The sequence below is a fragment of the Rhodococcus sp. AC861 genome (genome assembly GCF_979256035.1).
The window spans coordinates 185,244-198,634 of the sequence record NZ_CEEDMW010000001.1 but is presented as its reverse complement, the minus strand read 5'-3'; the positions used below and the strand labels follow the sequence as shown (position 1 = coordinate 198,634).

At 67.2% G+C, this 13,391-nt stretch carries 11 protein-coding genes; 4 read left to right on the top strand and 7 right to left on the bottom strand.

Going from position 1 to position 13,391, the window contains the following annotated elements:
- Positions 1-22: 22 nt before the first annotated feature.
- The 6 genes from AC0IX4_RS00905 to AC0IX4_RS00880 form a co-directional block, all read right to left on the bottom strand.
- Positions 23-1,237, bottom strand: coding sequence for an oxygenase MpaB family protein (locus AC0IX4_RS00905; protein WP_471827715.1), 1,215 nt, complete (start codon positions 1,235-1,237; stop codon positions 23-25).
- Between the two features lie 222 nt (positions 1,238-1,459).
- Entirely contained in the window at positions 1,460-2,917 is a 1,458-nt protein-coding gene (locus AC0IX4_RS00900; protein ID WP_471827714.1) for a mannitol dehydrogenase family protein, read from the bottom strand.
- A 112-nt stretch (positions 2,918-3,029) separates the two neighbouring features.
- Positions 3,030-4,001 (bottom strand): ABC transporter substrate-binding protein, encoded by a 972-nt coding sequence (locus tag AC0IX4_RS00895; protein WP_082043138.1) that lies wholly within the window; start codon positions 3,999-4,001, stop codon positions 3,030-3,032.
- Between the two features lie 61 nt (positions 4,002-4,062).
- Entirely contained in the window at positions 4,063-5,160 is a 1,098-nt protein-coding gene (locus AC0IX4_RS00890) for an ABC transporter permease (RefSeq protein ID WP_042575300.1), read from the bottom strand.
- Positions 5,157-5,936: an ATP-binding cassette domain-containing protein gene (locus tag AC0IX4_RS00885; RefSeq protein WP_042575301.1), complete on the bottom strand. Its 780-nt coding sequence runs from the start codon at positions 5,934-5,936 to the stop codon at positions 5,157-5,159. The genes AC0IX4_RS00890 and AC0IX4_RS00885 overlap by 4 nt, the downstream gene beginning before the upstream one ends.
- The gene (locus tag AC0IX4_RS00880) at positions 5,933-6,697 is read right to left on the bottom strand and encodes a nucleoside/nucleotide kinase family protein (RefSeq protein ID WP_082043139.1); all 765 of its coding nucleotides are present in this window, start codon (positions 6,695-6,697) and stop codon (positions 5,933-5,935) included. Before AC0IX4_RS00880 ends, AC0IX4_RS00885 begins: the two co-directional genes overlap by 4 nt.
- A 344-nt stretch (positions 6,698-7,041) precedes the next feature.
- On the opposite strand from AC0IX4_RS00880, the gene AC0IX4_RS00875 reads away from it, so the two are divergent.
- Together AC0IX4_RS00875 and AC0IX4_RS00870 are read left to right on the top strand one after the other, a co-directional pair.
- Entirely contained in the window at positions 7,042-7,767 is a 726-nt protein-coding gene (locus tag AC0IX4_RS00875) for an SDR family oxidoreductase (protein WP_471827713.1), read from the top strand.
- Positions 7,768-7,794: 27 nt separating this feature from the next.
- A complete protein-coding gene (locus AC0IX4_RS00870) occupies positions 7,795-8,787 on the top strand; it encodes a LacI family DNA-binding transcriptional regulator (protein WP_471827712.1) in 993 nt (330 codons plus the stop codon).
- On the opposite strand, the gene AC0IX4_RS00865 is transcribed toward AC0IX4_RS00870, so the two are convergent.
- Entirely contained in the window at positions 8,753-9,985 is a 1,233-nt protein-coding gene (locus AC0IX4_RS00865; protein ID WP_471827711.1) for an HAD-IA family hydrolase, read from the bottom strand. The two genes, AC0IX4_RS00870 and AC0IX4_RS00865, sit on opposite strands and share 35 nt — an antisense overlap.
- A 76-nt stretch (positions 9,986-10,061) precedes the next feature.
- Between AC0IX4_RS00865 and AC0IX4_RS00860 the strand changes: the two genes are divergently transcribed.
- Together AC0IX4_RS00860 and AC0IX4_RS00855 are read left to right on the top strand one after the other, a co-directional pair.
- Entirely contained in the window at positions 10,062-11,093 is a 1,032-nt protein-coding gene (locus tag AC0IX4_RS00860; protein ID WP_042575305.1) for a LacI family DNA-binding transcriptional regulator, read from the top strand.
- The gene (locus AC0IX4_RS00855; RefSeq protein ID WP_471827710.1) at positions 11,090-13,363 is read left to right on the top strand and encodes an FGGY family carbohydrate kinase; all 2,274 of its coding nucleotides are present in this window, start codon (positions 11,090-11,092) and stop codon (positions 13,361-13,363) included. The genes AC0IX4_RS00860 and AC0IX4_RS00855 overlap by 4 nt, the downstream gene beginning before the upstream one ends.
- The last annotated feature ends 28 nt before the right edge of the window (positions 13,364-13,391 follow it).

The following is a 13,391-nucleotide window of genomic DNA, read 5'->3' as shown; positions in this document are numbered from 1 at the left end:
GGACCGGACATCGACGACGTCGTCACTCGTCGGTCGGTCGTCCCGCCACCGCCGTTCCGCGATAGTCGGCTCGGACGCCGTCGAGTCCGCGTTCCAGCGAGCTCTCCAACAGCCGGAAACCGCCCTCTTCGGCGATACGGCGCACTCCCGGAAGCCTCGTCACCGAACTCACTGCTCGTATCGCGCCCGCCCCCAGTCGCACCACCGCCTCCGCCGTGGGCCGTGCCTCGAGGCCCAACGCGTCCCGAGCATCGCCACCGGGGTGCGTGGCGATCATGGACGGCTTCAGAACCTGCCGCGCCACCGCATGGTTCAACCATGTCGACTTCCCGAAAGCGGCCATCGACGCTGTGCCGTCGACGACGTCGCGCATCAAGGTCTTCATCTTGTCACTCTCACCGAGCAGCGTCTCGTGGATCCGCATCTGGATCGCCATCTCCTCGGCGTGGTCTCGCCCGAGCAGTTGATTGTTCGCACCCTCGATGCGCGACACCCAGCGCCACATCAGCGCGAAGCCGTCGCGTTCGTCGGGGGTCACCTTTCCCCCGAAATACTCCATGATGTTGACCCGGTACTGCCCGAAGATGTACGTCGCACCGGCAGTGGCCATCTGACTGATCGGCGTTCCCGATTCGTATCGGGGCCACCTCGCGCTGCGGTGGATTCCCAGCCGGATCATGGTGTGCATGAACCTGATTCGTACCCACATGATCCACCGATCACCACCCGGCAACATCCCGTCCACGTCGAGTGCTCCGACGAAACCGGTTGCCGTCTCCCAGAAACGGCGTCGGAAGTCGCCTCCGCCGGCCAGGCGACCGGTCGACGACATCACTTCCGCGGTGGCCGGATCCAGGTAGGTCATGGGCAAGGCCCCGTGGATCCCGAACAACATGCCCAGCGGATTGCGGCGTCCCATCCGCGCACCCACCCTGAGGGAATCGACATCGAGCCAGCTCGGAACGGCCTCGACGTCGGCAAAGAAGGCGACAGCCTCCGAATTGCCCTCTCGTTCGAGTTCTCTGGCGTTCGCATAGATGTCGCCACCCATCAGTTTGCGTTCGCGCATCACGTGAATCAGTGCCTCGCACAACGGGTCACCCACGTGATTCCACGACCTGTAGTCGATGTCCTCGGGTGCGAGATAAGATTCCACGCCCGGGGTACTCGCCAACGCGATCAGCGCGTCGACGCTGGGACCGTGCGGGGCGAATTCACTGCGTACTTCGCTGGACATGTGACGCCTTCCGTCGAGGAACGACCGAGCACTGCGAGCACGCGCGTCGACCCGAGTGAGGTGCATGGCCGGTGATCGAGGCGTGGTGCACGAGCCGTTGCGAGGTACAGAACCTCGTTATGCATAGTTCTATCACGTCCGCTCGAGGTCGGCACAGAGGCGACGTCCCGATGCAGGACCGGAAGTGCAGTCCTTCGAGACGACGAGGTCGTGGGTCCGTCGTCAGACCGAGGAGGCCACCAGCAGCCGGACCGCCCCTATCGGGCCGTTGTCCTGGAGGCGACGCTTCGCGCGCTGGTACGCCACGCGAAGCCGCACGCTCGTCGTCAGGTCCCCGAAGACGTCGGGTTGGGCCAGGAATGCGCCGGGGCTGTCGTGGTCGGCCCTCGCCAGTGCGCAGAGCTGATCCGCCGCCCGGTCGGGCAGCGCCACTCCCCCTTCGATGCATGCGCACCACGCCGCGAGCATCAAGGCTGCATGATCGATCGACCGGTCGTCCCGCAGCCTGTCCCGCACGACGGGGAGAACGAACTTCGGGATGCGGGACGTCGCGTCCACGACCTGCCGCGCCACCGTGTCCTGGACGGCGAGCGAGCCGAATCGGCGGACGAGCTCGTCGATGTACTCGTCGAGATCGACGCCCGGTACCTCTCCGACCGTGGGCCGCGACTCGTGTCGCATGAAGGACTCGACGAACGCTCCGAGGTCGGGATCCTGCATCACCTCGTGGACGTGGACCACGCCGGCGAGAATGCCGACGTAGCCGAGCATCTGATGCGAGGCGTTGAGCAGCCGCAGCTTCATGCGCTCGTACGGCACCACGTCGGGAACCACCTGCACACCGACCGCGTCGAACGGTGGCCGACCGTCCGAGAAGTCGTCCTCGAGGACCCACTGCGCGAAGGACTCCGATCGCACCGGCCACGCATCGTCGATACCCGTGCGACGACGCACCGACTCCGCCACCGCAGGTGACGTGGCAGGAGTGATGCGGTCGACCATCGAGCTCGGGAACGCCACCGAGTCGTCGATCCAGTCCGCGAGTTCGGCGTCATGGCGACGAGCGAAGGACACCAGAGCAGCCCTCGCCACGGCGCCGTTGCCGACGATGTTGTCGCACGACATCACCGTGAAGGGAGCCGTGCCGTCGTCGCGTCGGCGACGCAGTGCGACCGTGAGGAAGCCGAACACGCTCTCGGGGATGTCGAGGGAGGCCAGATCGTGCAGAGTCGCCGCGTCGCGCGGATCGAAGGCTCCGGTCGCGTCGTCGATGCCGTAGCCCGACTCCGTGATGGTCAGCGACACGATGTGAGTCGTCGGCGCCACCAGGACGTCGATCACCGCGTCGGGGTCGTCCGGGGCGAACAGGTACCGAGAGATCGAGCCGATGATTCGCGTGTCGACGCTGCCGTCGGGGTCCACCGTCGTCAGCGTGTAGAGGTGGTCCTGGCTCACGGATGCGTCCCGCTGCGCCGCATCCGCCGCCATCACACCCACACCGCAGATCGACCATCCGTGGTGGCCTGCGGCGAGCAGCCGGTCCACGTACATGGCTTCGTGGGCGCGATGGAAGGCTCCGACACCGAAGTGCACGATGCCGCAGTCACCGGTGCGGTCGTACCGAGGAACGGCAGTGCCGGCCGGCGGCGACGACACTGCGTCGCTGATGGAGACAGTCACGTCGCACGACAACTTTCGAAGGGGGAGAGTGGAAAGCGGTGGCACTCCCGGGTGCCGGAAGAAAACCGGCGACTCATCGGGAGCACCACCGCAGCTGAGGGGACGTGTCGGGTCAGCAGGCCGACTTGTAGACGTACTGCGCGCCGTCACCGTCGATGGTGTCCGCGGTGATGACGTGGAAGCCGGTCGAGATGTCCTTCTCGGTGGCCTTGTCCTCGAGTGAGGCGACGGCCTGCTCCACTCCGTCGGTGCCGATGGTCGCGGGCTGCTGAGCGATGAGCGCCTGCACGGTGCCCTCGCGGAGCTGCTTCACCTGAGCGGGGCCGGCGTCGAACCCGACGATCTTGACCTGGTCCTGCTTGCCGGTCTGACGGACACCGGTGGCCGTGCCCTCCGCCGCGAACGTGTTGGTCGCGAAGACACCGACGATGTCGGGATCCTTGGCGATGGCCGCGGAGATCAGACGGGCGGCTTCTGCCGGGTCGTTGTGGCTGTACTGCACGCCGAGGTACTGGAAGCTCGAGTTCTCCGCGGCGGCGTCCTCGAAGCCCTTGACGCGGGCGTCGGTGGTGGAGACACCCGGGTCGGTCGAGATGACGATGACCTTGCCGCCCTGCGGGTTCAGCTGCTCGATGGCCTTGAACGCCTCGGCGCCGCCGCCGACGTTGTCCGACGAGATCGCCGACACGGCCTTGGACGGGTCCTCGAGGGTCGTGTCGACGAGGACGACCTTGATCCCTGCCTGCGCCGCGGCATCGAGCGGCGCCTGCATGGCGGACACGTCGGTCGGGGCGATGAGGATGGCCGCCGGACGGGAGGCGACGACGGAGTCGACGATCGGCTTCTGCAGCGTGGGGTCGAACTTCGCCGGACCCTGCACGTCGACGGTGTATCCGGCGGCCTCGGCGGCGTCCTGGATGCCGCACTGCATGCTGATGTAGAACTCGTCGCCGCTGACGCCCTGGATGAAGGCCAGCTTCTTGTCACCGCCGCCGCCCGAATCGGACGAGCAGCCGGCGAGCACGAACGTGGAGAGTGACGCGGCGGCCAGAGCGGCTGCGGCGACGGTCCTGGATGTACGCATGGGTACCGGGTTCTTTCTGGGATTGTTCGTCAGGGAGGTGGATCTGGGATGAGCTGCGGAATCAGGGGTTTCGAGCCCACAACCGTTTGAGAGAGGATGTCGACGCACCGCGGGTGGCGGCGGCTCGACGGCGTTGATCGAAGTAGACAGCCGCGATGAGAACCGCGCCGACGGCGACCTGCTGCCAGAAGGGCTGCACGCCGACGATGACGAAGCCGTTCTGGAGCACGGCGGGAATGAAGAGTCCGATGACGGTGCCGAACATGGTGCCCACACCGCCGAAGAGGCTGGTGCCACCGATGACGACCGCGGCGATGACGTTGAGGTTGGTCTGCGACTGGCCGGCGATGGCCGTGGTGCCGTACTGCGACAGGGACAGGATGCCGGCGAGACCGGCGAGCGTGCCGGACAACGCGTAGACCTTGATCAGGTGGAGATCCACCTTGATACCGACGCGGCGGGCCGACTGCTCCTTGGACCCGACGGCGAAGGTGTGCAGTCCGAACTTGGTGCGGTGCAACACGATACCGAAGATCACCACGAACACCAGCGCGATGACGGAGATCAGGGGAATGGTGGTGGCGGGCAGGTTGCCGTAGCCGATGGTGTCGACCAGCACCGGGGGCACGTCGCGGATGTCGACGCCACCGGTGATCACCTGGGCCAGACCCAGTGCGCCGCCGAGGGTTCCGAGCGTCGCGATCAGGGGCGGCACGTTCGCGATGCCGATCAGGAAACCGTTCAGCAACCCCCACGCGAGGCCGCAGGCGACCGCGACGACGATGCCGATCACCGCGACGCTCCACCCGTCACCACCGACGGCGCGCATCGTCTTGGCCGCGACCACACCGGAGAAGACGAGAACGGAACCGATGGAGAGATCGATGCCGCTGGTGACGATCACGAACGTCATACCGATGCCGAGGACGGCCAGGATGGACACGTTCTGGATGATCTGCCGGATGTTGCCCCACTCGGGGAAGCTGTTCGGCGCGAGGATCGAGAACAGGATGCTGATCGCGAGGAGAACGAGCACGATCTGGAACACCTGGACGCGGGCCAGCCCCGCGAGGGTGCTCCGCAGGTCGAACGAACCACCGTTCGACTTGGGATCCGGGGCCGAGGAGCCCGCTGATTTCGACAACGTCTGATTGCTCATTTCGCGGCTCCCACCGTCGCGCCGGTCATCGCCCCGACGAGTGCTTCCATGGTCGTGTTCTTGGCATCGAGCGTCGCGACGCGGCTGCCCAGGCGAAGCACCTGGACGCGGTCCGCGACCTCCATGACGTGCGGCATCGAGTGGCTGATGAACACCACCGCGACACCCTTGTCCGCGACACGTCGGATGGTGTCGAGAACATTGCGGGTCTGCACCACTCCGAGGGCGGCCGTCGGCTCGTCGAGGAAGACGACTCCCTTGGCCCACGCCACCGCTCGCGCGATGGCGATGGCCTGCTGCTGACCACCGGACATCGCACCCACCGGGTCGGTGAGGCTGCGGACGGTGGCACCGAGCTCGTCGAGCGCTTCGCGCGACTTCGTCCGCATCGCGGCAGTGTTCAGGAATCCCAGGCGACCGAGGATGCCCGCGGCGGGGATCTCGCGGCCCAGGAACATGTTCTGGGCCGCGTTGAGGTGCGGCGCCAGTGCGAGGTCCTGGAAGACGGTCTCGATGCCCAGATCGGCTGCAGCAGTGGGGCTGTTCAGGTCGACCGGAGATCCGTTGTAGAGGATCTCTCCGGAGTCCAGTGCCAGGCTGCCCGACAGAGCCTTGACCATCGTCGACTTGCCGGCGCCGTTGTCACCGATGAGTGCGACCACCTCGCCCGCGTAGATCTCGAAGTCGGCATTGTCGAGCGCGCGCACGTTACCGAAGCTGCGGGACAGCCCGCGCGCTTCGAGGACGGGCGTCGCGCCGTCGTGGGCGTTGCTCATCGGAGCTCCTCGTGTTGTTCGGTGTGGCCTGGCGTGTCGACGTCGCCGTGCGCGGCGAGTCGTGGATCGTCCGGTACCTCGATGACGAGGTCGGCGCGAGGTGATGCAGCAGTGATGATCTCGGCGTTGCGGAGGTCGACGTCGTGGGTCCAGCGGTAGGCGTCGTGGTGGGATTTGCCGTGCGATTCGTGCCGAGCCACCAGTCGGTCCGCACGTGCCGATGCCGGGACGTCGAGGTACCAGACCTCGTCCAGCTCCGGCCGCACGTCGCTCCACCGGAAACCGCCGGCCGACAGGTCGTCCAGCAACAGGTAGTTGCCCTCGGTGATCACCAGCGGCGTGGACGGGGACACCGCGACGGCGCCGCCGATCGCTGCTTCCAGGGACCTGTCGAACCGCGGTGCGTACACCGTCTCGGTGGTCTGCGACCGCAGTCGGCGGAGCAGGTTCACGTAGCCGTCGACGTCGAAAGTGTCGGGCGCGCCCTTGCGATCCCGCCGGCCCAGCCTCGTCAGTTCCTCGTCGGCGAGGTGGAACGCGTCCATACCCACCAGCACCGCGTCGCCTCCGAGGGCTGCGGTCAGCAGTGCGCAGAACGTCGACTTGCCCGCGCCCGGCGCACCGGTGACGCCCACGATCCGGCGACGACCGAGGTCCTGGCGCAGTGTCGCTGCCATGGTCTCGACCATGTCCGCGACGTCCCCGGGTGTGAGTCGGCGCTGCTGCGAACTCGGTGCGTCACTGTTCGATGCTGCGCACATGTCCGACCCCCGTCCTCTCGCGTGCTGTCCCCGGTGACTGCGTCCGCGAGAGCCCGTATCGGCATCGCGTTGCGGATCAGTGTGACCCACGCAACTCGGACTGTCACGCGTTTCCGCAAAATTCATGTCATCGATGACATGGCGGGAATTGGAAGACCCGTCACGGACGCGAGGATGAGCGGTGAGGTGCCCCTATCAATGCAGATCAACACCATTTTTGCCGATTGACGCGCATTCGTGACGCGCTGTCGGTACGGTCCGTGTCATCGATGTCATCAGGACCCGACCACTCGGTCCATGTCATCGGTGACACTCACCAGACACGACGACGAAGGCAGATTCCCATGTCGCAGTTCGACGGCCGCACCATCCTGGTCACCGGAGCCAGCGGAGGCATCGGCGCCGCCACCGTTCGCAGACTCGTCGCCGACGGTGCGGACGTCATCGCGTCCGGCCGGAACGAGGAAGTTCTCGGCGCCTTGGCGGACGAGACGGGCGCACGCCCCCTCCCCTTCGACCTCACCTCCGAGGACAGCATCCGTGACGCGCTGACCGGCCTCGATCTCTACGGCGTCGTCAACTGCGGCGGCTTCGGCGGCGAGATCGCCACGCCGCAGGACACCGACATCGACATCTTCGACAAGGTCATCTCGATCAACGCCCGCGGCAGCCTGCTGGTGATCAAGTACGCGGCACCGGCCATGATCGCCGCACGCCGCGGCGCGATCGTCAACGTCTCCAGCCAGGCCAGTCTTGCCGCCCTGCCCGGCCACGTCTCCTACGGTTCCTCGAAAGCCGCGCTGGACAACATCACTCGGGTCTCCGCGCTCGAGCTGGGACCGCACGGCATCCGCGTGAACAGCGTCAATCCCACCGTCGTCATGACGGAGATGTCCGCGTTCTACTGGGGACGGCCGGAGATCGAGGGACCGTTCCTTGCACAGATGCCGCTGGGTCGCTGGGCCACCGAGAAGGAGATCGCGGCGCCGATCGCCTTCCTGCTCAGTGACGACGCGTCCATGATCACCGGGGTGTCGCTCCCTGTCGACGGCGGATACACCAGTCGCTGAGCTCGTCGACCATCGGAAGGTGAATGCATGACCACCATGCAGGACGTCGCAACCTTGGCGAACGTCAGCGCCAAGACCGTCTCTCGTGTCTACAACGACGATCCGCACGTCGACCCCGCCACCCGAGCACGCGTGATCGCGGCCCTCGAATCGCTGAACTACGTCCCCAACGCGATCGCGACGTCCTTCCGGACGGGGCAGTCGGGAGCCATCGGCGTCGCCGTACCCGACATCGACGATCCCTTCTTCTCCTCCATCGCCCGCGCGGTCGAGGACCGTGCCCGCGTCCAGGGCATGGCCGTGATCATGACCAGCCTCGGCCACGATGCCTCGATCGAGAGTGCGCAAGTCGAGTCTCTGTTGCGACGTCAGTTGAGTGGTCTGGTGATCGCCCCTATCGGCACCGATCAGTCGTATCTGAAGCGGTGGGTCGAACGCACCCCGACCGTCTTCGTCGACCGAGCGCCGACCGGTATCACCGCCGACACCTTCGTCGACGACGACCACGGTGGCGCGCACACGGCGACGATCCATCTTCTGGGCAAGGGCCACCGGCGGATCGCACTGGTCGGCGACGATCTCGAGATCACCACGGCGTTCAACCGCCTGAACGGCTATCGGGACGCGTTGTCGGACAACGGTATCGACTACGACGACGACCTGGTCGTCACCGGTGTCCTCGACAGACCCCGTGCACACGAGGCGATAGAGACCTTGATGGCCGGTGCGCACCCACCGACCGCGCTCTTCCTGTCCAACGCCCGCACTGCAATGGCCTGCATCCCCGCCCTGCAGTCTCTCGGTGCGCGCCGCCCGGCGTACGTGGCGTTCGGCGACTTCCCGCTTGCCGACGCGTTGTGCCCCGCCGTCACTGTGATCGATCAGAATCCGACCGAGCTGGGTCGGATGGCGATCGACCGGTTGCTCGGGCGGATCGACAATCCACGGCGTCGGTACCGTCGCCGCAACGTCATGTCGGTGGAGCTCATCGAGCGGGAGTCGTGTTCGGCAGCAGGGTGATTCCGTCGGGTCCCACTCCGACGCGGAGCTGATCGAGCGCGTCCACGTGCAGATCGGCGTCCAGCACCGCGGGATCACAGGTGCCCGAGACGCCGATCACCGTGCATCCCGCCGACCGAGCGGACTGCACCCCCGCGGGGGCGTCCTCGACGACGAGGCACCGTGACGGAGGAACTCCGAGTCGCCGAGCGGCCGTGAGGTAGGGCTCGGGATCCGGCTTGCCGTGGGTCACGTCGGCCGACGTCACGACCGTCGCCGGTGCCGGAATCGACGCGGCCGTCAGGCGGGCACCTGCCACGCTCGGTGATCCGGAGGTGACGATCGCGCAGACCTGCGGCGGGATCGACTCGAGGAATGCGCGCGCACCCGGCGTCGGGACGACGTCGAGAACGTCCTCGGTCTCGATCTCGCCGAGCCGCAGCGCTGCGGTAGGGCCGACGTCGGAACCGAGAAGCAGTGTCATCGACGCGGCAGCGGTCATGCCGTGCGCGATGTCGGCGACGTCGAACCCGTATTCGGAACCGACGCGGTCCCAACTCCGAGCGACGGCGGCGGTCGAGTCGGCCAACGTGCCGTCCAGGTCGAACAGAACCGCGTCGAAGGTGGAGCCGATGACGCTGCGGCGGTCGATGATCGGGTCTCGCGAGCCCAGTGACCGCCGGACGCGGTACACCTGCTGCGCGGTGGTCAGCGAAGCGTCGACACGGAGGTGCGGCACCTGGACGGGGTCGGATGCGAGCGCGGCACGATGAATGTCCCGATCCAATCCACGGCCGGCACGCCGACGCGAGAGCAGTTCGTCCGGTCCGTCGACATGCACTACGACGACGGGTGTCGGCGCGAGAGCAGCGACGAGTTCTGCCCACTCCTGGCCGCCCCGCAACTCACGCGTGAACGGTGCGACGAGAACACCGCGAACTCCGACCGTCGTCAGATCCGCGGCAGCACCGAGCATCACGGCGTAGCGGCCCCGCCGCACGGTGTCGGTGGCGGGACCGTGCGCATTCCAGTGCTCGCCCGGCAGAAGCGGATCGAGGGCGTCCAGCAACGGTGTCGTGAGCGTGTCCAGATCCAGCAGCGGTGCACCCAGCTCCCGAGCGAGCGCCGTTCCGAGGGTGGTTTTCCCACTCCCGGCGGCGCCGGCGATCACCACATGGGGAGGCCGTTCGGCGACTGCGTCTTGACAGGAGGTGGGCACGATGTCGATCATAGGAGACAACGTTGTCTCGCACCAGCGTCTCACCGCTTCCTCCCCTCGTCGAGAGAGTCCCCACGTGACCCACCGGGCCAGCATCAAGGATGTCGCCGCCTTGGCCGGCGTGAGCTTCAAGACCGTCTCACGCGTGGTCAACGGAGTGGACACCGTGCTGCCCGAACTCCGTGAGCGCGTGGAAGCTGCTGTGGCGGAACTGAACTACGTGCCGAACTCCGCGGCACGGTCGCTCAAGTCCGGCTCGGGCACGACCATCGGCATCGTCGTCGACTCGATCGACGACATCTTCTTCGCCTCCCTGGTGCGCGCCGTCGAGGAACGCGCACTCGAGCACGGCATGGGCGTCATGGTCAGCAGTTCCGGCTTCGACCCCGAGCGCGAACTGGCCCAGCTCGAGCGCCTGGCCGGACAGCACGTGCGGGGTATCGTGCTGGCCCCCGTCGGTGACCACAGCGCGTTCTTGACACCCCGCCGTCGAACGCTGCCGGTGGTCACCGTCGACCGCTCCGTTCCCGGCTTCCATTCCGTCACCGTCGACGACTACGCGGCGGCTCGCCGAGCGGTCCAGGTGCTTCTCGACGCAGGTCACCGCCGCGTCGCACTGGTCGGGTTCGACGCGCGGTTGCAGACGGCCCGTCGCCGCCGCGATGCTTACCTCGACGCGATGACGGACCACGGGATCGCGGTCGATGCCGCGCTCGCCCCCGACGTTCTCCCGTCACCGGACGCAGCGCGTCCCGTTGTCCGCGATCTCCTCGCGCTGCCCGATCCACCGACCGCGCTGTTCGTCTCGAACGCACGCCATGCCGGCGCCGTCGTCTCGCTGTTGCACGAGATCGAGCGGACGGATGTCGCGATGGTGTCGTTCGGCAGCTTCGCGCTGGCCGATGCCGTCGATCCGCCGGTCACCTGCATCGACCAGAACCCCTACGAGATCGGGTCTCTCGCCGTCGACCGCCTGCTGAGGTTGTTCGACGACCCCACCCTCGAACCGATCTCCGACGTCGCCGAGACCACGGTCGTCGAGCGCACGTCACACCTGCTCCCCGAACACCGACAGACTCCCCTCGCCCGAAAGCGGTACCGCCCGTGAGCACCACACTCGTCGCAGGTCTGGACCTCGGCAGCACCGGAATCAAGATCCTCGTCAGCGACGCGTCGGGTGACGAGGTCCTGATCGAGCAACTCCCGACGCCGTGGAGCCACGGTCCCGGCGGTACGACCGACATGACCGCCGGCGACCTGCTGGACACGGTCCGTCGGCTGCTCGACGTGGTCGCCCGACGTCTGCCCGAGGCCACCGGCGACTCCGATGCACGCCTCGCCGCGATAGCCGTGTCGGGAATGGGCGAGACCGGGTTCCTGGTCGATTCCGACCTGCAGGTCGTCGCGCCCGCCTTCGCCTGGTTCGACCCGCGTGGTGGAGAACAGGTGGCCGCCGTTCCTGCGACCCTGCGGGATGCGTTCGCCGGTGTCACGGGAATCCCGCTCGGAGTGCAGGTGTCCGTCGCCAAGATTCTCCATCTCCGCGACCGGGGACTCGACCTCGCCGGTCTGCGATGGCTCGACCTGCCTGCCTTCGTCCTAGCCGCCCTCGGCGGTGACGTGATCAGCGAGTACTCGTTGGCGTCCCGCACCGGCCTGCTCGACCAGGACACGGGCGCTCCCTGGCTCGACATGTTCGCCTACCTGGGCATCGAGCCGTCCTTCCTCCCGCCGCTCACCGCAGCCGGTGCAGCGCTCGGAATTGCCGACGCGCCATGGGTTCCCGACGCCGTGAACGGTGCAGCACTGACTGTCGCAGGTCACGATCACCTCGTCTCGGCGATCTCCGGTGGGACGCTCGACAGTGACACCTACCTCGTGTCGATGGGCACGGCGGAGGTGTTGCTCCGCGTGCTCGACGAGCCACTGCCCGCGTCGAGCCGTGCACGGTTGGCCGAGCATCTGATCGACACCGTTCGTCATGTCGTTCCCGGTAAGTACATGCTCGTAGCAGGGGTGAAGTCGGGCCTGCTCATGCGGCGCGCACTTCAGTTGTGCGACATCACCGACCGCGCCGGACGCGACGCGCTGGACGCCCGCGTCCAGGCACTCCCGTCGGAGAGCGCGATCGCCGAGGGCGGTATCGCGGTCTCCGGTGCACGGAACGACGACGGCGTGCTGTCGCTGACCATCCGTACCGACGGCGTCGATGCGGCCGAGCTGTTCCGGGCCGTGCTGCTGCACGGCAACGACGAGGTGGCCCTGCTCGTGGAGGCGCTGGACCGTGAGGTCCCGCCGGCGCGGAGGAGCATCCTCACCGGCGGCTGGGCGAGCATGACGTGCGTCCGCACCGCTCGCGCTGCCGTCCTCCCCGACATCACCACGTCGGGCCGCGCCCAGGACACCGCCTACGGCGCAGCACTTTTCGCTTCCAGACTGCTCGATTCGAGCACTTCGACCCCACCTCGCACCACCGACAGGAGCTCACACATGAACGACCTCACCACCCTGGAACGACGCGGCATGGCCGCCATCTCCACGGCGAACGGCAACATGCTGATCGTCGCCGGCGACCAGCGCAACGGCATGAAGGCCGTCATGAACGACGCTCCGGACGGCCCCGACTCGATCTCGAAGGACCAACTCGCCGACGCCAAGGGCGATCTGGTGAAATATCTGGGCAACCACGCTCCCGCGATCCTTCTCGATCCCGAGGTGGCACTCCCCCGCGTCGTCGACGAGGGCACACTTTCCCGTGACACCGCACTCGTGGTCGGTATGGACGCCTCGGGATTCGAGACCGTGGACGGCCTCAAGTTCACCCGATTCGTCGACGGTGTGACACCTCGCGTCGTCCGCGATCTGGGCGGCGACGTCGCAAAGATGTTGTGGTACATGCGACCTGACCGCCAGACCGCGGATTCCCGCGTCGGCCAGGAGATCGCCGAGCTGGTCAAGGCATGCTCGGCGGAGGGTCTGCTGCTGATCGTCGAGATCCTGACCTACCGCCTCGAGGGCGAATCCGCCGTCGACTACGCGGAGCGCTTCCCGTCCCTCGTCGCGGAGTCGGCACGCATCTCCGTCGAGTGCGGCGCGAAGGTGCTCAAGCTGCAGTACCCGGGGTCGGCCGAGGCCTGCGCCGCGGTGACCGCCGCCGCGAACGGTGTTCCCTGGGCCGTGCTGTCGGCCGGTGTCGATCACGAGACCTTCATCGAGCAGGTCCGCACCGCGGTCGCCAACGGCGCCAGCGGCGCGATGGCGGGCCGGTCCCTGTGGAAGGACAGCATGGCGGTGTCCGCGGAGACCCGTGAGCAGTTGCTGACCGACCGCGCGCTGCCGCGTCTGCGCGAGCTGGCAGAGGCCGTCGACAATCGTTGATATCCACCCAGCGGGGGTAACGGACCGC

Coding starts and splice junctions, on each gene's coding strand:
- AC0IX4_RS00905 (WP_471827715.1), bottom strand. CDS start 1,237: ATGTCCAGCGAAGTACGCAGTGAATTCGCCCCGCACGGTCCCAGCGTC.
- AC0IX4_RS00895 (WP_082043138.1), bottom strand. CDS start 4,001: ATGCGTACATCCAGGACCGTCGCCGCAGCCGCTCTGGCCGCCGCGTCA.
- AC0IX4_RS00890 (WP_042575300.1), bottom strand. CDS start 5,160: ATGAGCAATCAGACGTTGTCGAAATCAGCGGGCTCCTCGGCCCCGGAT.
- AC0IX4_RS00885 (WP_042575301.1), bottom strand. CDS start 5,936: ATGAGCAACGCCCACGACGGCGCGACGCCCGTCCTCGAAGCGCGCGGG.
- AC0IX4_RS00880 (WP_082043139.1), bottom strand. CDS start 6,697: ATGTGCGCAGCATCGAACAGTGACGCACCGAGTTCGCAGCAGCGCCGA.
- AC0IX4_RS00875 (WP_471827713.1), top strand. CDS start 7,042: ATGTCGCAGTTCGACGGCCGCACCATCCTGGTCACCGGAGCCAGCGGA.
- AC0IX4_RS00870 (WP_471827712.1), top strand. CDS start 7,795: ATGACCACCATGCAGGACGTCGCAACCTTGGCGAACGTCAGCGCCAAG.